A 21,171-nucleotide genomic window follows, 5' to 3' on the forward strand; every position below is an offset into this window, starting at 1 on the left:
GGGCTTCCGCGCCTTTTTTATTGCAACCGGTCAGGCGGCATTTAGAATGACTGCATTGCTGTCAGAGGAACCTCATATGGCGACTATTACCGTTCGTAATCTCGATGACGATGTGAAGGAATTACTGCGTATCGCGGCGGCCAAAAAAGGCCACTCGATGGAAGAAGAAGCGCGCTTAATCCTGAAACAGGCGTTAGTCCCCACTCAGCCTGACTTTGGTTTGGGCAGCCAGCTCCGCCAGCGTTTTTCCACCGTGATTACAGAGCCACTGGAACTGCCACCCAAATGATTATTCTCAACACTTCCGTCATTCTTGAGATGATCAACCCCAGGCCACAAAAGAACGTTCTGCAATGGCTGGACGCGCAGGACACCACACAACTGTACCTGACCAGCCTGAGCGTGGCGGCACTGTTCACCTGGGTTGAGGCATTGCCGGAGCATCAGCAAAAAGCCCCGCTTTCACAAGCGTTGCTGGAGATGCTCAATCATGATTTTGCCGGTCGTTTATTATCGTTTGATGCGGCAAGCGCCCTGTATTACCCGCAAGTAGCAGCCTCACTCAAAGCAGCCAGTATTGAGATGCCGGAACGCGACATTCAGCTCGCGGCTATTTGTCTGCATCACCAGGCGACTCTGGCGACGGATCAGGCAGACATGTTTACCCACACAGCCGTCGCACTGATTAATCCATGGGATGCGGGGGATACGCCGAGATGGCGGGAAGAAGCAGCAGAGTATTACGTGATGAGCAGGAAGAGCTGAATTGTGGGTTGCCATCCGAACGTGAGCTGTCGCCCACACCGTCTTAGGTCAAAACCGTGAGCTGCCGCCCACACCGGCCTTAAGGGTGGCTTATCGCCACCACCCTTAAGAATCCCCGGCTCTTTTACTGCGCGCTATCGCGGGCACGACGGGCATGTTTCGGCGCAGCGCGATAAGTGATCAACGGTATGAAGAAACCGAAACTTTCACCTGTCAGCCCTAATCCCAATCAAGCGGGAGATTATGCTCCCCTTAATCAAACCGGCTTCTGCTGAACCGCCACCGCTTTCAGCATCTCCACCGGTAACGGCAGATAGGCCCGGATCCGTAATCCCCCGCGGTCACTTTTGCCGATATCCAGCGTACCTGAATGAGCATCCACAATACGCTGAATAATCGCCAGACCCAGCCCGGTTCCGCTGGTAGTTCGGGCGCTTTCGCCGCGCACAAATGGCTGGAAGAGATGTTTAAGCTGGTCCGGCTCAATACCCGGGCCATCATCTTCAACCTGGAACCATGCGCGCTGGAGCTCACGACCGCTGCTGACTTTGATCCAGCCATCGCCGTAACGGGCGGCGTTGACTACCATGTTCACGACAGCACGCTTGATTGAAAGCGGGTGCGCATTCACCAGCAATTCACCGTCGGCCAGATCAGAGTCGATCTCACGCTCATAACCACTTTCTGTCGCAATCACTTCGCCCAAAATACCGTTAAGATCGGTGATTTCTGTGGGCATTTCCTGACCGGTGCGCAGATAATCGATGAACTGCTCAATGATGGCGTTGCACTCTTCAATGTCTTTATTGATCGACTCGGCGAGATAACCATCACCATCGCTCATCATTTCAGTCGCTAATCGAATACGCGTCAGCGGTGTTCGTAAATCGTGACTGACGCCGGCCATCAGCAAGGTACGGTCATCGGCCAGAAGTTTGACACCGGCGGCCATCTGATTGAACGCCCGCGTCACTGAACGCACTTCAGACGCGCCGTATTCCCGTAATGGCGGAGGAATAATGCCTTTACCCACTTGTAATGCCGCATGCTCCAGCTCGACCAGGGGTCGGTTCTGGATGCGGATAAACAGCCACGCGCCACCTATCGCCAGCAACATAATCGCCAGTGTGTAACGGAACAGCGGGGAGAAGTCCCCCTGATGGATTTCAGTAAGCGGAACACGCACCCAGATGTCAGGCGACAGCCAGGTTTTCAGCCACACAACAGGGGTATTTTTATTCACCTCGACGCGCACATCGGTAGGGCCACCGAGTTGCTGTGCCATCTGCTGACTGAGGAATTCGTAGTGCTGCGCCCAGCGCAGACCACTCTCTTCGGCGGCAGAGTTGGTATAAAGGGAAATGCCCAGCTCGCGGTAAATTTCGCGACGAAACGCCGGTGGAACGGCCAGCAACGTACCATCTTCCAGCTGCAAGCGATCGGTCATCAGCATACGCACTTCGTAAGCCAGGACCTTATTGAACTGCTGCAGACTGGGAAGAATGGCGAAGTTAAGCACCACCAGATAGGTCGTCACCAGGCTGACGAACAGCAAGGTGACGATTAATAACAGTGTTCGGGCAAACGAGCTACGCGGTGAAAAGCGTATTCGCTTCATGCCTTACTGCCGTCCGGCACAAATACGTAGCCCAGACCCCACACGGTCTGAATGTAACGCGGATGCGCTGGGTCTTCTTCTACCATGCGACGCAGACGAGAAATCTGCACATCGATAGAACGTTCCATCGCACTGTATTCACGACCACGTGCAAGGTTCATCAGCTTGTCACGGGACAGCGGCTCGCGAGGATGGCTCACCAGCGCTTTCAGCACGGCAAACTCACCACTGGTCAGCGGCATAGGCTCGTCTTCACGGAACATTTCGCGGGTACCGAGATTCAATTTGAACTTACCAAACGAAATCACCGCTTCTTCCTGAGAAGGCGCACCCGGCAGCTCATTCGCCTGACGACGCAATACAGCGCGGATACGGGCAAGCAGTTCACGCGGGTTAAACGGTTTTGGAATGTAGTCGTCGGCACCAATCTCCAGACCCACGATACGGTCAACTTCTTCACCTTTTGCGGTGACCATAATGATCGGCATCGGGTTACTTTGGCTGCGCAGACGACGGCAGATGGACAAACCATCTTCCCCAGGCAGCATCAAATCGAGAACCATCAGATGGAATGACTCACGAGTCAGCAGGCGATCCATTTGTTCAGCATTGGCAACGCTACGCACCTGGAAGCCCTGTTCAGTCAGATAACGTTCCAAAAGTGCGCGAAGGCGCATGTCATCATCGACCACCAGAATCTTGTGATTTTCTTGCATTTAAATCTCCCAAAGGCGTGAATGCCTGAAGCTTGTATTGTTAGAAATGTCAGCTAAAACAGACAGCGTTTAATGGTATATATTCTAGACGAAATTGTAACAATGATTATGGATTTCCTAATTTATCAACAATATCAGAGGAATCTTCTGCCACCTAAGGTTGGTTTGTTACGGTTTGTCGTCATGGGCTTCGGGTCATGCGTTGTACGGGTTCCTTAATTCTGCTCATAAATTGTCCATCCGTGCCTTCGACGTTCGGTAAAGCGACACTTTGTGAAACAAATATTTCTCCAAAGCGTCTCAATATATTACCCAGGCAGCCCGTGCATTAATATTTTTAAGAACCGGGTGCATTATACGAATTCTATTAAAGCGTTTAATTAAAAATATAACCCCATTCAAATCCGTTAGATTTTATATTTCCAAAAAAAAAGAAAAATCAATACCATGAATTAAATACAACCAACTGATCATGAAAACATATATATAACCTTTGTTTTTATATCAAAATTCATCACAATAAAATCCCTACCCTGTTCAATCGATAAAACAGTTGATAGACTCCGTTTTACACAGACGCCTCATTAATATTACTTACCTATTTTTAGATGCATCTGTGCTCCGATTTTTCAATGTTTTATTTCAGAATGGATGCAAAATGAAAAAGACAAATAAGCTCATAGTTGGCACTTTACTCCTGGCGTTAGCGGGAAGCAGTTATGCAATAGATGGTAAAATAAACTTCACTGGTGCTATTATTAAAACGGCCTGTGTGATTAATAATGGCAGCGATATAGATGTTCAGTTAGGAACTTATTCCGCTGCTCAATTTCAGCAAATCGGTGATACTTCACCTGAAATCCCCTTTACTTTGCCGCTGACAAATTGCCCTGTAGCACAAAAAGACACTGATCCGGTGCCGCACTTTATCATCTGGATGGAGGCTGAGGCCGTGGATGCTACTCACCCGAATCTGGTCAAACTGGGGAATTCTTTTAGTGATCCGATGGCAGACGGCGTAGGTATTCAGATTATGGATGCGGCGACAAAACAAGTCATGCTTCTCAACACGCTGCCAACATTGAGTTATGACATCAAAACAGCCACGATGAATGTCAATCTTCTTGCGAATTACAAGTCATTCAAAAATCCAACAGAAATTATCGCAGGACCGGCAGATGCCAGCGTTAATGTCACCCTGGATTATCGTTAAGAAATAGAGCCCGGCAGATTTTTTATAGAATCTGCCAATAAAATAATAGCCTTACCTTTTATTCATATCACTTACCCGAGAGTAATAAAGACATGCGTGAACTGATATGCTTTATTATTAAAATTTCAATAATATTTTTTACTTTCATTCAGGTAAGCTATGGCGGGGGGATTCTTGTCGGACAGACCCGTGTCATTTATAACGCCGATAAAAAAGAAGCCTCATTGCCACTGAGCAATAAATCTGAAAAAAATCCTTTTCTTATACAGTCATGGATTGAGAACGGCGATACTAAAACTCGCGGACCCTTTGTTGTAACGCCACCACTGTTTCGGCTCAATGCAAATGAAGACAGCAGTTTACGGATCTCATATACGGGAGGTGAATTACCTAAAAACAAAGAATCTGTATTTTATATTAATGTAAGGGCAATTCCTTCAACACCTAAAAATAGTCTCAATGAACTCAGACTCATTATAAATACCCGGATAAAACTCTTCTACCGACCGTCTGGTCTGGAAGGGAAACCTTATGACGCTTACAAATTGCTGCAATTTTCCCGCACGTCAGGCGGGCTAACTATTAAAAACCCCACACAGTTTTATGTGGTGTTCAGCTATCTCATGGTCGGAACTACCCTCTATAAAGATGTGGAAATGGTCGCTCCGGGCGGACAAATCACCGTCAAACTGCCGGAAAGTAATCATAGCAATACCATTGAGTGGAGCTCGATTAATGATTATGGGGGCGACTCCCGACCAGAAAAACGAGCGCTGTAGCAGTCACGGAAAAAACAATCAGTCAGACAAGCCTTTTGAAGTTCAGGGACGATAACAATGGATCACCCTCCGTTTGCAAAACATCCGGCCTGCTGCCGGCACCAGTTTCATCAGCACCGTTTATTTTTACTGTTCTGCATGACTGGCTTGGTGAATATCAGCGCAATGGAGGTTAAACCGGCGAGGGCTGCAGAAGCAGCTTATTTTGATCCCAACTACCTACAGCGTACCGGTCAGGAAACGGGAAATGTCGACCTCTCGGTATTTACTCTTAGCGATAAAGCCCAGGTTCCTGGCGTCTATGACACAGTGATTTATGTCAATCATGACAAAGTCCTGCAACAGAAAATCCGCTATGACGCTTTGCCTGATGGATCACTGGCACCACAAATTTCGACTGATTTACTGCGATCTCTGGGCGTGCGGGTCGATGCTTTTCCGACATTATCCCGCCATCAACATGATGCACCGCTAGGGGCTTTAACACAGTATATACCTGCTGCAACAGCCACTCTGGATTTCAACCGCATGAGGCTCGATGTCAGCATTCCACAGGCCGCGATGGATAAAAAAGCGAATGGCTATGTTGACCCCCAAAGGTGGGATGATGGCGTACCGGTGCTGTTTTCCAATTACTCATTTTCTGGCGCTCAGCGTAAGAATCAAAATAGCAACGATGACTCAAACCAGTATCTGAATCTGCAAAATGGATTTAACGCGGGCGCATGGCGCTTTCGAAACTACAGCACTTACAGCAGCAGTGACGGACAGCAAAGCTGGGACGCTATTGCCAGCTATGTCCAGAGAGACATTAAACGGCTCAAATCTCAATTGCTCATCGGGGAAAGTGCAACACCAGGTGATTTATTTCCGAGTTTACAGTTTACGGGGATTCAGCTCTCCTCTGACGATAATATGCTACCTGACAGCCAGCGCGGATTTGCCCCGACTATCCGGGGCATCGCCAGTTCTAACGCAGAAGTTACCGTCCGGCAGGACGGATACATTATTTATCAAAGCTATGTCGCGCCGGGTGCCTTTGAAATAAACGATTTATATCCTTCTTCTTATAGTGGCGACATGGAAGTCACCATCAAAGAAGCCGATGGCAGCGAACGTAAATTCAATCAGCCCTTCTCCGCTGTACCAATTATGCAACGTCCGGGTCGCCTGAAATACAGCACCACATTCGGGAAATATCGTTCCACTGATAATGAGGATAATGAACCTGACTTTGCACAGGGAACGGTGATTTATGGCATCTCAAACGAAATTACTGTTTACGCCGGCACACTCGCTTCACCCGATTATCTTTCCGGCCTGGTGGGTACAGGGTTCAGTCTGCTATCTCTGGGATCTATTTCTTTCGATATGACCCACGCGCAAACTCAGCAGGACGATGGGCAGCGCGACAACGGGCAGTCCTATCGCATCCAGTACTCAAAAAACGTTGAATCTACTGATACCAATCTCACTCTCGCCAGTTACCGCTATTCGACCAGTAAATTCTATGATTTTGATGAAGCCAATCAGCGGCAAAATGACAATGATTCACAAGATAATCATAAACGCAGCAAGCTCCAGCTCAGCATTAACCAGACGATATGGGAGGGCGCCAGCTTATATGTCACGGCTTACAAGCAAAGCTACTGGGGTGGGAGTGAGCAGGAAAAAAACCTCTCGTTCGGACTCAACACCAGCCTGAATGGGATCAGCTATAACGTTTCTTACTCCTACAGCAAATTGCAGGGAGACGAGGATGATCAACAGATAGCCCTGAATATCCGAATTCCGCTAAGCCGCTGGCTGCCGAACAGTTGGGCTACTTACAATGCAACCCATCAGAAAGGGGCGCAAACGCGGCAGCAAGCCGGACTCACTGGCACATTACTTGATGATAACCGGCTCAGTTACTCGCTCCAGCAAAGTCATGCTAATCAGGGCGGCAGTGACAGCAGTAGTCTGAATGCCTCTTATCGTTCGGCGTACGGTACGCTCAATACCGGTTATTACTACGATAAAGAATCGCAGCAAACCAGCTATGGTCTGGCCGGTGGCATCGTCGCGCACTCACATGGCATCACACTATCCCAGCCATTAGGGGACTCGTTTGCACTGATTGATACCAATGGCGCGAGCGGCGCGCGTGTGCAAAATATCCCCGGCGTCAAAACCGACTGGCGGGGCTTTGCTGTGGTTCCTTATCTCACGTCTTATACCGAAAATCATATCGTTCTGGACACTGCCACCCTGCCTGCCGACGTTGATGTCACGCAAAACTCCGAACTGGTCATTCCGAACAAAGGCGCCATGGTTGTCGCACATTTTGATGCGCACGTGGGCGTTCGCGCATTGATTACGCTTATCCAGCCGGGCGGTAAAAAAGTACCTTTTGGCGCAGTCGCGGTGAGCGAAGACCAGACGCAGGAAAACATCGTTGACGATGGCGGCCTATTGTATTTATCCGGGATCAAAACGGATGAACCGAGTGTTATCCACGTGAAATGGGGCACTACCGCCAGTCAGCAATGCAAAGCCACCCTTAATCTGCAACCAGCGGCCTCTCAGATTCAGTCGGTAACAGCCTCATGTCTTTAAGGAAATTCACATGAAAATATCCAAACCTGGAACCTCCGTCGCTTTATTCGTAATGACTGCGTTTCTCGCGGGGATTTATTCTGCGCAGGTTCGGGCCGGAGTCGCCGTGTGTGAACCGACGAATGGCAGCGCGGGGTCTTATGAAAATACGTTGATACGCAATTTACGCAGTCAGGAAAATGTCAAAGGAGCGTCCCTCAACCAGGCGATGAACAGCCCTCAGCAAAGCTATCACATCAGTTGTAATTGCACGGATTCAGATGCCTCAGCAGCCAACGGTGTCCTCATCATGTATAGCCTTGTGTCCTCACTACCGCTTGGACATGCGACCAATTACTATAAAATTACTGATCATCTTGATCTGATGACGCAAATCACTCTCCCCAAGAATGGTGATGTGACCGTCCCCACCAGTAAAGCCGTCAGTGACGGCACTCATCACTGGGACAAAGGCGGCACAGGCATTTGTCAGCAGCAAAAGACTCAGGATACCTTTGTCACCGGCTCGCAAGGGGTTCTGACGTTTTATCTCACGACACCGTTTGTGGGTGAAATATTAATCCCTCGAACAGAAATCGCCAGAGTCTATGCTTCTTCGGCAACCAGCGTAACGACCGCGCCGCCACTAGGTGCGCCTGTTGCAATTCTTTATATCAGCGGCACACTGACTGCCCCGCAAAGCTGTGAAATCAATCAGGGTGAAGTTATTTCCGTTAACTTCGGCACCATTCAGGCCAGCCACTTCACTAAATTGAATAATGCGCCGGATAATTACCGGCCAGTGACATTTGATATCAGATACGACTGCACATCTCAGGGATTACCGGTGATCCCCACAGGTGACAAATTACTGATGCTATTAGATGGTGCAGACGTGGAAAAACAATATTATCTGGTTGCACGGCGCAGGCCTTCTGACAACAAGGCTGATATCGGCATTGTGGTCGAGGATTCTTCGGGAATTTATATGCCATTCCTTCAGGGGGTTTTACCGATGAACCAAAACGGGCTTGGCAAAATTACCCTGACAGCGATGCCGATAAATCTGGTCGGGGGGGAACTTGATACCGGTGAATTCCAGGCAATGGCCACCCTGAGAGTGGACATACGCTGAAGCGGTCATTGTGCCGCGCAACACTCTCTAATGTGCCTGGCCAGCGCCCTCAGTTCACAATCTCAATACTGATCAACCGGCTGTCCGCGCGTCCGTGATCGTCCACGGCGCGGATGCGATACTGCCCATTGTTAATGGGCTGCCAGTCGATGGCAGATTTGCTGGCCGAGCTGCCAAGATAGATATCATCCACAAACCAGTACACCGTTTTACTGTCCGCATCGGTTACGGCGTTAAATGAAATCCGGTCGCGGCCCTGCTGGGACTGGCGCAGCGTATAAGTGGTGTTTTTCAGTGGCGATGTAATGCGCGGCGGATTGCCGCTCACGTCCACGCCCTCATCTTTGCAGTGGTTCACCGGTGGTTTGCGTTTGGGTAATCCGGCCTGAGCAAATACGTTGGCCAGATCAGATGGCCAGAATTCAAACACTTCCGTGCGAGTCTCGTCCTCGTCATAAGGCGGGCAGGCGACTTCACCAGTCAGTTTATCGAGCAGTACCGGGCGGTAAACGGTATCGACTTTGATTGGAGACTTTCCGGGAATAAACCAGGTTTTGCCTTTTTGCTGGCACCACGGCGTTGGCAAATCTCCGCTGGCAAGGCAGATGTCTACCCGCTTCACCCCTTTGGGCAACGAGCGTTTAGGCTCCTGCACGTCGGGATAACTGGCCGTAATGCTGTCGATAATATTGAAAAACAGCGGCGCAGCTGCGTCGGCACCGACAAATACGTTATTGCCTTTGCTGTCGAAATTCCCCTCCCATACCACTAATACGTAAGGGCCGAAAATACCGACACTCCATGCATCGCGAAAGCCCCAGGACGTGCCGGTTTTCCAGTACACCGGCAGCGAGGACGGTGCCTGAGCCAGCGTATCGCCCGGACGGCGGTGCTGACGCAGCATATCCAGCGTCATAAAACTGGCTTCTTCACTCAGCAAACGAACAGGAGTTGTCTGTTGCGGATCGTTTTTTTGCATCCGCAGCGGTTGCAGCACGCCGCGGTTCGCCAGCAATGCATACAGTTTTGCCAGTTCCTGCATTGTCACTTCACCGCCACCCAGCACCAGCGACAGGCCGTAATGGTTTTCACTGGCCATATCAGCCACACCGGAAAGCCGCAGAAACTGATAAAACGTCGGCTGACGCAGCTGCGATGCCACATAAACGGCAGGAATATTACGGCTGAAATTCAGGGCATCGGTCGCGGTCACCGGGCCGAGAAAACGCCGGTCAAAATTTTCCGGCGCGTAAGCACCAAAAGCAGAAGGCACATCCTTCAGGATGGTCATCGGATGCAGGACGCCCTGCTCCATCCCCAGCGCATAAATAAACGGTTTGAGCGCGGATCCCGGCGAGCGTTTAGCATTAGTGCCATTCACCTGCCCCTGAATGCCGCGGTTGTAATAATCGGCGGATCCCACCAGCGCACGCACGCCCATATCGCGGGTATCGACCAGCAGAACGGCGGCGTTGTGAATACCACGGCTTTGATTGCGGGTGATAAACGCGTTGACCTGTCGTTCAGTCAGTCGCTGCAAACCGGCGTCTATCGTGGTGTCAGTTCGGGTATCTGTTCCGGAAAACTGCTGATTTTGCTGACGCAGCTGTTCAATGAAATGCGGCGCAATATACGGCATCTGCTCGGGCTGGCGCAGTGCCAGCGGCAATCTGAACAGGGAAATCTGGCTGCTGTCTGTGGCGTATTGCGCCTGCCAGCGTACGAACAGACGGTTTCTCGCCTGTATCAGCGCACTGCCGATAACGCCGGTTTTAGGGTCAATGCGATAACTCGGTGATTGTGGCAAAACTGCCAGCGTCAGCGCTTCTGGCAAGGCCAGGTCCTTTGGTGCTTTATTGAAATAAATCAGGCTGGCTGCGCCGATACTCTCAATATTGCGGCCATACGGCGCACTGTTCAAATAGGCTTCAAGAATGTCGCGCTTGGAATAGCTCAGCTCAAGTTGTACCGCCCGCAGCACCTGCAAAATTTTGCCCGACGGTGTGCGGGTATTCAGATGCCAGTGCATGCGTGCCAACTGCATGGTGATGGTCGATCCTCCCTGCATTTTTCCGCCCGCCACATAACTGCGCCAGAATCCACGCATCAGACTGAACGGATTGAAACCGGGATTGTAGTAAAAACTACGGTCTTCATGCAGTAAGAGACCTTCCACCGCCAGCGGAGAAATCTGTTCCAGCGGCGTCCACAGACGATAACGATCGTCGTTAGCCAGTGTGATACGCATCAGCGTACCCTGCCGGTCGTAATAAACAGAGGAAAAGGGTTGTCCCTGAGAAAGTGGTGGATGGGGCCAGAGCCGGCATGCCAGTACGATCAGCGCCAGTAAAAAAAACGCCATCGCAATATTTTGCAGCAGACGTTTTGCTGTTTTGGAAAAGGCAGGAAAAGAGATCATCTTGCTACTCAGAACAGGTTACGCCCCGCCGTTAATGACGGGGCGACTGCGTTTTTGTTATTTTTTAGCAACAGCCGCTTCGTCAGCTGGCACGACAATCAGTTTTTTGTCACTAACGGAAAGCGCCTGAACTTCGCGGTCATACATCGCTTCACCGTAAGCTGGCGGAATCACAAAACTGCCGGTATTAGTGGCTTTAATCTGATACACAAACTCCTGCACATCAGTGCTGGCGCTGCCATAAATCACCACGCGGTCTTCACGAATATCGCTGTAATCCGGCGCCCATGTTGAACCCGATGCCGCCAGCGGTGACTGCCAGGACGCGGAAGCTTCTGCGTCACTGTTTTCGTCACTCCCGTCAGATTCCGGTTCCGGTGGCGTTTGCTGAATCACTTCGAAACCGCCCGGCAGCAAATCGACAATCGCCAGATTGCTTTGGCCTTCCGCTGAATTGGCGCGGACTTTCAGATGCACGTTGATCTTCTGCCCCAGCGTCACCTGCGTGACCGCATTGCCTTTTTCATCCGTGTAATCGCGGGTGATTTCCAGACCACGTGAAATCGCTTTCTTCGGCGCGGACAGGTCATAACCGGCCTGAGTCACCACATACCAGGCTGGCGCATTGTTGCCGTTTTCGATGCGAAGCGCCTGTGCATCCGCAGTGAAGTTCGCTTTAGCAAACAGCCCCTGAACCTGTGAAATCAGCTGTGGTTCCACATTTTTAGTTTTGCTTAACTGCGTAATCTTCAGCGCGTCCGGTGCAGTTGCCTGTGCCGCCACCTGCGTGGAATAACTCTCCAGCGCCAGAATACTCATCGCAGAAGAATACGTGGTATAGCGTTCCTCTTTCAGCGCTTTGACCATATTCTCCAGCACCTGCGGCGGAATAGCGGAAACCTTTTCCGGGAAGTGACGGGTGATCAGATACAGCCGCGTCGCGTCCTGCACCAGCGGATCAAAGTAATTTTGCGTCCACCAGGCTTTGTCATACGCCTTGCTCAGCTGCTTCCATGTCGGTTGCAACAACGTATTCGCTTCATCATCCATTTTAAGCAGACGATAAGACGACGCCAGATACATCGCGCTGAGATCGGTTTTCCATGTGTCCGGATAACGTTGCTGCAACGTGTCCTGCACCGACGCCAGCGAACTGGTGGTGATTTCACCCTGACGGGTCAGCAGATACACCGCCCACGCGCGCAGACGAAGCGTATACAAATCATCACTCTGATTCGTTGCCAGTTCGCGCAGTGCAGAATTTGCCTCTTCCAGCATACCGGCAGGCAATGCGACGCCAGCGGCTTTCGCTTCCAGCAGATATTGCACCACATAAGGCGTGACGAACGGATCGGTCTGCGGTGACGACCGCCAAAGGCCAACCGCACCGCTGTCATTCTGACGTGAACGTAATACCGCCAGCATATCTTTCAGCTGTTTGCTGCTTTCTGCCTGACTCTGTACGCCTTTCATCTCCGGATGGAGAGTACCGAGGATCAGAGGAACCGAGCGGCTGACAATCTGCTCAGAACAGTAATACGGATAATTCGCCAGATACTGTGACAACCCTCGGGTCAGCACCAGCGGCGAGTTGGAGACGGCCGCCGTACGTACCGCGTAGGCATCAAACATCTGGCGCAGATTATCGACGTTCTGGCTGCTGCCGCTCATGCGCCCCATTACCGACTGTGTGCGGAACGGCATTGCCGGACGCACCGACGTACTGATCGTCCGGCGGCTGGTTTTATCAGCGTACTTTTCATCTGAAACCCTGGCCTCAAACACCAGCGGTGCATCGCCCGGCAGGGCTTTGGCGCGCAGACGGAAGTTAACCACCCCTTCGCGTTTCTCAGCCAATGACAGGTTCTGATCGACGTTACCCACCACTTCCAATTGCGCCGGCACGCTCAGATGAATCGCTACCGGAATGCTTTTTCCGTTCAGCCCGTCGAGGTTATTGCTGACCCCGACACTGACGTCAAACTCATCACCCGGCGCTACCATCGACGGCACATTCGGCGTCATGATGAAGTTATCGCGCACGGTCGCAGAAGTCTGCGCCTTACCGATTTTGTCTGGCGTAACGGAAATCGCCATTACGCGGATTTTACCGTTGAAGTAATCCGGCACCTGATAATCGAACTGCTTCTCGCCGTTCACTTCAGTAATACCCGACCAGTACGCCACCGGCTTATCTCGTTTACGCTTGAACGGATTGACGTTCAGATCCAGCCCCTCACCGGCGTCACCGCCCGGCGCTGCGGCCAGCTGCATCAGTTTGCTGAACTCCGGCAGGATGAGATCGAGAATTTGCGAGCTTTCCACGCCCAGCTCGCGCTTGCGGAAGAAATATTCCAGCGGATCTTTCAGGCGATAACGCGCCACCTGCAAAATCCCTTCATCGACGGCAAACAACGCAACCTGCTGCGGACCATCCGTCATTACCGTCATCGCCAGGTTTTCGCCCGGTTTTATCACTTCAGGCGCATCGACTTCGAGGTAGTTTTGGCGCGCTTTTGTGCTGATTTTAAACGGCATCACGCCGTAGCTCAGCGGACTCATAAAGATTTCATTGGAATTCACATCACGCACGAACTGTACGTTGATGTAGCCATTGCCTTCCATTCCCGCAGGCACGCGGATTTTCTGCACCGAACTGGTGGTATCGGTGTGGAACCACTGCCAGCTGTAAACTTTATCTTTCTCGATAGTGATCAGCCCGCTGCCGGTATAAGGCGCGTTGATGGCCACTTCAATTTCTTCACCCGGCTGATATTGTGCCTGATTGAGTTTCAGTTTCAGCTCGGCATTTCGGTCGAGCGAACGGCTCAGATTGGCGTTACCGGCCACGGTGTAGCCGATGCGGTTCAGCACATTGCCTTTCGCATCTTCCACCACCAGCACGAAATCGCCCGGTTTATCCGTCGCCAGCGTCAGGTCATTGCCCTGCGCGGTCAGTGACAGCGGCTGTTCCGACAGCTGCACTTCTTTCATTTTTGACTGGTATTTGTAAACGCCAGAGTCCTGTTTGGTCAGCACAGAGATGTATTTCTGCTCGACGAGCGCAACTTTCAGGTCCGGCAACGCAATCTTATTCAGCGAAGGATCGACCGCAATCACGTTCAGATGACGAACGGCGTTGTGGTTGATGTAACCCAAATCGCCGTCGGCTTTCACCCCGACCAGATAGTCATAAGGCGAAACCAGTACCCGCGCCGTCGCGGCTACAGAACGGCCACCACCGGCCACAAAGGCTTCAGAAAGCAGTTGCAGCTGATAGGTCGCATCCGCGTAAGATTTCAGATCCAGCCCGATAGTCGCCGCGCCTTTTACATCGGTGGTACGGTCTTCCAGCTCTGTTTCAAAACCGTCGTTGTTCTGGCGGTTCTCGTAGAACGCGTAATCCGGGAACTGATCGAAGCTCGGATACATCGGGCGCAGCGTCAGTTTCGACGTCACACGCCGGTCCTGTGCAGGCGTGCCGAACAGGTTCTGCACGTCAATATTGGCCTGCAATTCAGACGGTTTCACCCAGCCTCGTTTACGATCTGGCGTCAGTTGCAGTGTGACCTTCAGCTGATCCGGCTCGAATTCTTTGACGTTGACTGAGGTATGACCCAGTAAAGTCGAAGACTCATTGTCTTTGCCGATCAGATATAAATAGACGTTCCATTCACCGGTTGGCGAATTATCGTCAGTCGTATAACTCAGCTCATTGAAACCGCTGGCACCAAGCGTCAGCGGGATAGTGCTCATCAGCTTGTCGCGCGGGTCATGAATTTCGGCACGCACCGGCACACCGGCCAGACCGTTGCTCCAGTCCGCAGCGCGCGTAATCAGGCCGATATTGAACGTATCCCCTGGACGATAAACGCCGCGATCGGAGAACAGATAACTGCTCAGCGTACGCGGATCGTTCGGGGTAATTTCACCGTCGACATCAAAACGGGAGAAATCGAGGCCGCGGTCATTATTTCTGTCCGCGGGCAGGAAGGACACATCGCCCTCTTTTTCGACCAGGAACATCACCGGCTGGCGCTCGCTGGTATACACGTCCAGCGCAGGGAAACGCACGTGGCCGTCCGCGCTGGTCATTTGCGTCAGCAACGTCACGCCATTTTTCGCGATGACTGAGACTTTCGCATTCGCCACCGGCGTGCCGCTGTGAATCGACTGCACAAAGACGTCGCGGGTTTTATCCTGCGAACGCTTGGCAATAATCCCCAGATCAGTCACTACCACAAAGCGGGAATCGCCTGCCGGTGCTTCGTCTTCGCTCTGGTAATCGTCCTGATACACATTGCCGTCGTCATCCGCTTCCGGTTTCACTTCCTTCTTCTTCGGATCCCATTCCGACAACGTCAGCAGGAATACGCCACGGTGTGAAGACGGATCGGTGGAAAGATAACGCGAGAGATCGACGCCCTGATAATTCACTTCACCCGGCTTGTCGTTGTTAACAGCGGTCTGATACTTAAAGTGCTCGGTAAAATACTCGTCATTAAGACGATTAAATTCTGCCGATGAATACTGACGGCTTTTGAACGACACGATGTGTTGCAGCTGGCTTGGGATCACCCGTTTGATATCCAGACGCATCCCCGGCACGTTGCGCGCCGCGACGCTGATCTGCTTATCGCCATTTACCGACAACAGCGAGCCCTGCGACATAAATTGCAGGGATTTCGGATAATCTGGCACCGCGACAATCCGGTAAACTTTTTCCGGCATTTTGTAGCCACCGGACGAGGTCAGAATGTTATCTATTTCCACCAGCATGGCGCGGTGCGCCGGTGCATCAAAGCGGAAACTGAACTGTGGCTGATAATCACTTTCGGCGTCATTGAGCTGAATATTCAGCGGCGTGGACTGCGCGAGAACATTATTTTCCACGCTGTCGACTTCCCAGCTGGCGTAATCATCCGGGCCTTTGGCTTCATCCTGATCGTTCGGATTATGCTGCGGCAGTAACCAGACTTTGACTGCCTGGCGGATATCTTTGTCTTTGACCGCATCGCTGAACCCGACGATCAGCGCACGCTGACCTTTCGCACCGTCGGCATCCACCACCTGCGCGCTGGCTTCGTTAACCATCAGGCTGTAAAGCGTAGGCACGGACACCGCGCCATTTCGGGCTTGCGTGGTCGGCGCAGAAGGTACTGACGCTTTCACGCCCTCACCGATTGTCACCCGCACGGAACCGCCGTGTTCGAGCGATTTAAGGGGTTCTGAATGCACCCAGGCATTGATTTTTTTCTGGTCGTAAACCACGGAATAATTGAGTTTCGACTGCGTTTTGGCTTTCCCTTCGGTCAGACCGAGAGAAATCTGTTTTTCAAAACTGGCCACATCCACCGGCGCGTTAAATTTAACGTTAAAAATCGCGCTGCGTTTTTGCGGGTCCTGCGGATCCTGATAGTACTCGGCCTGCCCCAGCTGATAATCGAACGCCGGTGCGGTGAATTCATAACGGGTTTTCGCCAGCTTGATTTGCGGCGCGAGCAGGACGTCAGGCGTGAAATCAACTTCATATTTCGTGCCCATCGGCAGCGGGTTTTTAGGGGTGAACACTAAGGTGTAGCCGCTGACCCATTTCCATTCGCCTTCGGTAGCCGGTTTCAGGGATATCCCTTTTTCGACCACTTTACCGACATCGGTAATCGGCGCGACGGAGTTGCGGAAATTGAAAATCGCCTGCTGCGGCGCGAGTTTTTGTGCTGCGTAATTGATGGCTTCCGGACCGCTGATACGCACGCTGGTATCCTGATACACCATCGGCGCCGGTTCGATGGGCTGTGGCCGGTTAAGCCACCAGTGCCAGCCGTAAACGCCCGCACCCGCGGCGCACAGCAAAACCAGAATCGCCAGACTGATGGCTTTAGGGTACTTATCCACTCCGCCTTCAAGACGCGTAAAACCACGTTTGAGGCCGCCGGACATTGCTGTCCACCAGGCAGGCGCGCGCCAGTCGATATTGCCGACGATCGGTTTAAAAATGCGCCCCAGCAGACCTGATACAAAGGCCAGCACGCGCAGCAGGCCTTTTATCAATGTAAAAGGCAGACGAAGTAAGAATTTTAATAAATCCATTTGTACCTGTACCCCAATCCCTGTAGATGGTTAAACGCGAGTGATATTTTTATTTAATTCATTATATTACGTGAAATATCTGAAGGTAAAAAAACGTAAGAAACCGCACAGAAGGATAATAGCTCTCTGGCTAAAAAGCCATCATATAAAGCGTAGCAGTGCGTCGGATTTTTCGGGCGATTTGTGCGCTGCCAGGAATGCGATTGTGTGAAACAATGGCGGCAGATTTATGTGCAGGAAACGGTGAGAAAGTGACAGGTAATATGAAAACGAAACTGATTACCCGTGAAGGCTACGACAAGCTCAAAACTGAGCTGGATTTCCTGTGGCGCGATGAGCGTCCGGAAGTGACCAAAAAAGTCACGTGGGCGGCAAGCCTGGGCGATCGCAGTGAAAATGCCGATTACCAGTACAACAAAAAGCGACTGCGTGAAATCGACCGCCGTATCCGCTATCTGACCAAATGTATGGAACAATTACGCATCGTCGATTATTCACCACAACAGGACGGCAAAGTGTTTTTTGGCGCGTGGGTGGAGGTGGAAAATGACGACGGCGACATCAAACGCTTTCGCATTGTCGGTTATGACGAAATTTTTGGCCGCAAAGACTACATTTCTATCGATTCTCCGATGGCGCGCGCCCTGCTGAAAAAAGAAGTCGGTGACAGTCTGATAGTAACCACGCCGGTTGGCGACGCGACCTGGTACGTCAACGAAATTGACTACGGGAAATGATCAGCTAACTCTCAAAACGCGCAGGCAGGCGGCCTGATGACTGGCATTTTTAGTCTTCAAACCGTATAACTGTGCCCTGCTTTTTTAAACGAAAGAACTGATACCAGACCTATGAATGATCAACTGAGCCGCATTATCGCAAGTGAATTGCAGGTTCGCCCGGAGCAGGTTGCTTCCGTGGTGCGTCTGCTGGATGAAGGTAATACCGTGCCCTTTATTGCGCGGTATCGTAAGGAAGTCACCGGCGGGTTGGATGATACCCAACTGCGTCAGTTGGACACCCGTCTGGGTTATTTGCGTGAGCTGGAAGACCGCCGCCAGACTATCCTCAAGTCCATTGATGAACAGGGCAAACTGAGCGAAGATCTGGCGAAAGCCATTAATACCACGCTGAGCAAAACCGAGCTGGAAGACCTATATCTGCCGTTCAAACCGAAGCGCCGCACGCGCGGGCAAATCGCTATCGAAGCCGGGCTGGAACCGCTGGCAGATTTGCTGTGGAACGATCCGCAAAACGAGCCGGATGCAACTGCCGCGAAGTTTATCAATGAGGATAAAGGCGTGGCAGATACCAAAGCGGCGCTGGATGGCGCGCGCTACATTCTGATGGAGCGTTTCGCGGAAGATGCGGCGCTGCTGGCGAAAGTCCGTGATTACCTGTGGAAAAATGCCCATCTGACTTCCCGCATGGTCGATGGCAAAGAGCAGGAAGGCGCGAAATTCCGCGATTACTTCGACCACCACGAACCGATTTCTCAGGTGCCTTCGCACCGTGCGCTGGCCATGTTCCGCGGCCGCAACGAAGGTGTCTTGCAACTGGCGCTGAACGCCGATCCGCAGCATGACGAGCCGCCAAAAGAAAGCTACGCTGAACAGCTGATCATCGACCATCTGGGTTTGCGTCTGAATAATGCGCCTGCCGACGTCTGGCGTCGTGCCGTGGTCAACTGGACATGGCGCATCAAAGTGCTGCTGCACCTTGAAACCGAACTGATGGGCACCGTGCGCGAACGCGCCGAAGATGAAGCGATCAACGTTTTTGCCCGCAACATGCATGATTTGCTGATGGCTGCACCCGCGGGTATGCGCGCGACCATGGGTCTCGATCCGGGCTTACGTACCGGCGTGAAAGTGGCCGTTGTGGATAACACCGGCAAACTGGTGGGTATCGATACCGTTTATCCCCACACCGGTCAGGCTGCGAAGGCCGCACAGCAGGTTGCTGCGCTGTGCATCAAACATAATGTCGAACTGGTCGCTATCGGTAACGGTACCGCGTCCCGCGAGACTGAGCGTTTCTTCGTCGAGCTGCAAAAACAGTTCCCGGCGGTAAAAGCACAGAAAGTGATTGTCAGCGAAGCTGGTGCTTCGGTGTATTCCGCTTCCGAGCTGGCAGCGCTGGAATTCCCGGATCTGGACGTTTCGATTCGCGGTGCGGTCTCTATCGCGCGTCGCTTACAGGACCCGCTGGCTGAGCTGGTGAAAATCGACCCGAAATCTATCGGTGTCGGCCAGTATCAGCACGACGTCAGCCAGTCACAGCTGGCGAAAAAACTCGATACCGTGGTGGAAGACTGCGTGAACGCCGTGGGTGTGGATCTCAACACCGCCTCCGTTCCGCTGCTGACCCGCGTTGCCGGTCTGACCCGCATGATGGCGCAGAATATCGTTAGCTGGCGCGATGAAAACGGTCAGTTCCGTAACCGCGAACAGCTGCTGAAAGTCAGCCGTCTGGGGCCGAAAGCGTTCGAACAGTGCGCGGGCTTCCTGCGTATCAACCACGGCGACAACCCGCTGGACGCTTCAACAGTTCACCCGGAAACCTATCCGGTGGTCGAACGCATTCTGGCGGCGACGCAGCTGGCGCTGAAAGAGCTAATGGGCGATTCGAATGTGCTGCGCGGTCTGAAAGCCAGCGAATTCACCGACCAGCAGTTCGGCATGCCGACCGTTACCGACATCATCAAAGAGCTGGAAAAACCGGGCCACGATCCGCGTCCTGAGTTTAAAACCGCGACCTTTGCCGATGGTGTGGAAACCATGTACGACCTGATGCCGGGTATGATCCTTGAAGGCTCTGTCACCAACGTCACCAACTTTGGGGCGTTCGTCGATATCGGCGTGCATCAGGATGGTCTGGTTCACATCTCCTCACTGGCGAACAAATTCGTTGAAGATCCACATACCGTGGTGAAAGCCGGCGATATCGTCAAAGTGAAAGTGATGGAAGTCGATCTGCAACGTAAACGTATCGCGCTGACCATGCGTCTGGATGAACAACCGGGCGAAGCACCGGCACGCCGCTCTTCCGCACCGGCGACAGGCGATAACCGCGATAACCAGAAACGTCCTGCGCAAAATAAACCGGCGGGCCGCAATGCCGCCCCGGCGGGTAATAATGCGATGGCCGATGCCCTGGCCGCTGCACTCAGCAAAAAACGTTAATTTTTCGCGTTTCCTGCCATACACGAAAGCCGCTGATATTCAGCGGCTTTTTTTATGTGTCTTTTTTCGACACTTTTTAAACTCAATCCTAATGAATCAATCACTGAGGTAAATCAATAAATCTCGCCTGTTGCAGGCATAGGATAGCCATGCGGTGGAGAAACCCGCGAAGAGGAACACCTCTTTTCTTTTGTCTCCATACGCGTACTAATTATGATAACTATTCTCGTTTGTACTTCTTTGCGTATTCAATACGCCGTCAGCCTCAGGCAGACAATTTCGCACCAGGGACAATTTCTGAGCAGTTTGTTCGCAACATAAATCGCTAATCAGTGGACTCACCGGGCAGGGACGCACGGCGCAGCAAGACCAAACGCCGTCACCCCATAACGCCTGACATCCTCGCGAGGAACTATGCAACTTCAATCGAAACGTGCTTATAAAATTACCGGCTTTTCTCATGAAATCAGTCCGGCCTATCGTCAGAAACTGCTGTCTCTCGGCATGCTTCCGGGATCATTCTTCAACATTATTCGCGTAGCGCCGATGGGCGATCCGGTGCAAATCGAAACCCGCCGCACCAGTCTGGTTGTGCGCAAAAAAGACCTCGACCTGCTCAAACTTGAGATCCTGGCCTGATATTTTTTAACGATGATTTAGAAAGATTGCTTAGCGCG

At 51.9% G+C, this 21,171-nt stretch carries 13 protein-coding genes; 9 read left to right on the forward strand and 4 right to left on the reverse strand.

Annotation, left to right across the window (positions count from 1 at the left end; genetic code table 11):
* The first annotated feature begins 76 nt into the window (after positions 1-76).
* Positions 77-289: a FitA-like ribbon-helix-helix domain-containing protein gene (locus J1784_RS08170; RefSeq protein WP_217148773.1), complete on the forward strand. Its 213-nt coding sequence runs from the start codon at positions 77-79 to the stop codon at positions 287-289.
* Positions 286-765: a PIN domain-containing protein gene (locus tag J1784_RS08175; protein ID WP_217148774.1), complete on the forward strand. Its 480-nt coding sequence runs from the start codon at positions 286-288 to the stop codon at positions 763-765. Before J1784_RS08170 ends, J1784_RS08175 begins: the two co-directional genes overlap by 4 nt.
* A gap of 256 nt (positions 766-1,021) precedes the next feature.
* Here J1784_RS08175 and envZ read toward each other — a convergent pair whose 3' ends face one another.
* Both envZ and ompR read right to left on the reverse strand, forming a co-directional pair.
* Entirely contained in the window at positions 1,022-2,383 is a 1,362-nt protein-coding gene (gene envZ / locus J1784_RS08180) for a two-component system sensor histidine kinase EnvZ (RefSeq protein ID WP_217148775.1), read from the reverse strand.
* Positions 2,380-3,099, reverse strand: coding sequence for an osmolarity response regulator transcription factor OmpR (ompR, locus tag J1784_RS08185; RefSeq protein WP_009635740.1), 720 nt, complete (start codon positions 3,097-3,099; stop codon positions 2,380-2,382). Before ompR ends, envZ begins: the two co-directional genes overlap by 4 nt.
* A gap of 658 nt (positions 3,100-3,757) precedes the next feature.
* On the opposite strand from ompR, the gene J1784_RS08190 reads away from it, so the two are divergent.
* The 4 genes from J1784_RS08190 to J1784_RS08205 all read left to right on the forward strand — a co-directional run bounded on the left by J1784_RS08190 (position 3,758) and on the right by J1784_RS08205 (position 8,803).
* The gene (locus J1784_RS08190) at positions 3,758-4,312 is read left to right on the forward strand and encodes a fimbrial protein (RefSeq protein ID WP_217148776.1); all 555 of its coding nucleotides are present in this window, start codon (positions 3,758-3,760) and stop codon (positions 4,310-4,312) included.
* 92 nt (positions 4,313-4,404) lie between these two features.
* Positions 4,405-5,091, forward strand: a complete 687-nt coding sequence (locus tag J1784_RS08195; RefSeq protein WP_217148777.1) for a fimbrial biogenesis chaperone — start codon at positions 4,405-4,407, stop codon at positions 5,089-5,091.
* Positions 5,092-5,148: 57 nt separating this feature from the next.
* Complete coding sequence (locus tag J1784_RS08200) at positions 5,149-7,689, forward strand: fimbria/pilus outer membrane usher protein (RefSeq protein WP_217148778.1); 2,541 nt, start codon at positions 5,149-5,151, stop codon at positions 7,687-7,689.
* A gap of 10 nt (positions 7,690-7,699) precedes the next feature.
* Positions 7,700-8,803, forward strand: coding sequence for a fimbrial protein (locus tag J1784_RS08205; protein ID WP_238485450.1), 1,104 nt, complete (start codon positions 7,700-7,702; stop codon positions 8,801-8,803).
* Positions 8,804-8,852: 49 nt separating this feature from the next.
* Here J1784_RS08205 and pbpC read toward each other — a convergent pair whose 3' ends face one another.
* Both pbpC and J1784_RS08215 read right to left on the reverse strand, forming a co-directional pair.
* Positions 8,853-11,222: a penicillin-binding protein 1C gene (gene pbpC / locus J1784_RS08210; protein ID WP_238485451.1), complete on the reverse strand. Its 2,370-nt coding sequence runs from the start codon at positions 11,220-11,222 to the stop codon at positions 8,853-8,855.
* A 57-nt stretch (positions 11,223-11,279) separates the two neighbouring features.
* The gene (locus J1784_RS08215) at positions 11,280-17,312 is read right to left on the reverse strand and encodes an alpha-2-macroglobulin family protein (RefSeq protein ID WP_217148779.1); all 6,033 of its coding nucleotides are present in this window, start codon (positions 17,310-17,312) and stop codon (positions 11,280-11,282) included.
* 263 nt (positions 17,313-17,575) lie between these two features.
* Between J1784_RS08215 and greB the strand changes: the two genes are divergently transcribed.
* From greB to feoA, 3 genes are all read left to right on the forward strand, one after another.
* Positions 17,576-18,049 carry a transcription elongation factor GreB gene (gene greB, locus J1784_RS08220; RefSeq protein WP_217148780.1) on the forward strand — a complete coding sequence of 158 codons (474 nt, stop codon included), beginning with the start codon at positions 17,576-17,578 and terminating at the stop codon, positions 18,047-18,049.
* Between the two features lie 111 nt (positions 18,050-18,160).
* Positions 18,161-20,494 carry a Tex family protein gene (locus J1784_RS08225; protein ID WP_217148781.1) on the forward strand — a complete coding sequence of 778 codons (2,334 nt, stop codon included), beginning with the start codon at positions 18,161-18,163 and terminating at the stop codon, positions 20,492-20,494.
* A 414-nt stretch (positions 20,495-20,908) separates the two neighbouring features.
* Positions 20,909-21,133, forward strand: a complete 225-nt coding sequence (gene feoA, locus J1784_RS08230; RefSeq protein WP_152327536.1) for a ferrous iron transporter A — start codon at positions 20,909-20,911, stop codon at positions 21,131-21,133.
* The last annotated feature ends 38 nt before the right edge of the window (positions 21,134-21,171 follow it).

Origin of the sequence: Rahnella ecdela (genome assembly GCF_019049625.1) — a bacterium.
GTDB lineage: Bacteria > Pseudomonadota > Gammaproteobacteria > Enterobacterales > Enterobacteriaceae > Rahnella > Rahnella ecdela.

Excerpts from the sequence above, each read along its gene's own strand:
- J1784_RS08170 (WP_217148773.1), top strand. The coding sequence starts at position 77 with ATGGCGACTATTACCGTTCGTAATCTCGATGACGATGTGAAGGAATTA.
- J1784_RS08175 (WP_217148774.1), top strand. The coding sequence starts at position 286 with ATGATTATTCTCAACACTTCCGTCATTCTTGAGATGATCAACCCCAGG.
- envZ (WP_217148775.1), bottom strand. The coding sequence starts at position 2,383 with ATGAAGCGAATACGCTTTTCACCGCGTAGCTCGTTTGCCCGAACACTG.
- ompR (WP_009635740.1), bottom strand. The coding sequence starts at position 3,099 with ATGCAAGAAAATCACAAGATTCTGGTGGTCGATGATGACATGCGCCTT.
- J1784_RS08190 (WP_217148776.1), top strand. The coding sequence starts at position 3,758 with ATGAAAAAGACAAATAAGCTCATAGTTGGCACTTTACTCCTGGCGTTA.
- J1784_RS08195 (WP_217148777.1), top strand. The coding sequence starts at position 4,405 with ATGCGTGAACTGATATGCTTTATTATTAAAATTTCAATAATATTTTTT.
- J1784_RS08200 (WP_217148778.1), top strand. The coding sequence starts at position 5,149 with ATGGATCACCCTCCGTTTGCAAAACATCCGGCCTGCTGCCGGCACCAG.
- J1784_RS08205 (WP_238485450.1), top strand. The coding sequence starts at position 7,700 with ATGAAAATATCCAAACCTGGAACCTCCGTCGCTTTATTCGTAATGACT.
- pbpC (WP_238485451.1), bottom strand. The coding sequence starts at position 11,222 with ATGATCTCTTTTCCTGCCTTTTCCAAAACAGCAAAACGTCTGCTGCAA.
- J1784_RS08215 (WP_217148779.1), bottom strand. The coding sequence starts at position 17,312 with ATGGATTTATTAAAATTCTTACTTCGTCTGCCTTTTACATTGATAAAA.
- greB (WP_217148780.1), top strand. The coding sequence starts at position 17,576 with ATGAAAACGAAACTGATTACCCGTGAAGGCTACGACAAGCTCAAAACT.
- J1784_RS08225 (WP_217148781.1), top strand. The coding sequence starts at position 18,161 with ATGAATGATCAACTGAGCCGCATTATCGCAAGTGAATTGCAGGTTCGC.
- feoA (WP_152327536.1), top strand. The coding sequence starts at position 20,909 with ATGCAACTTCAATCGAAACGTGCTTATAAAATTACCGGCTTTTCTCAT.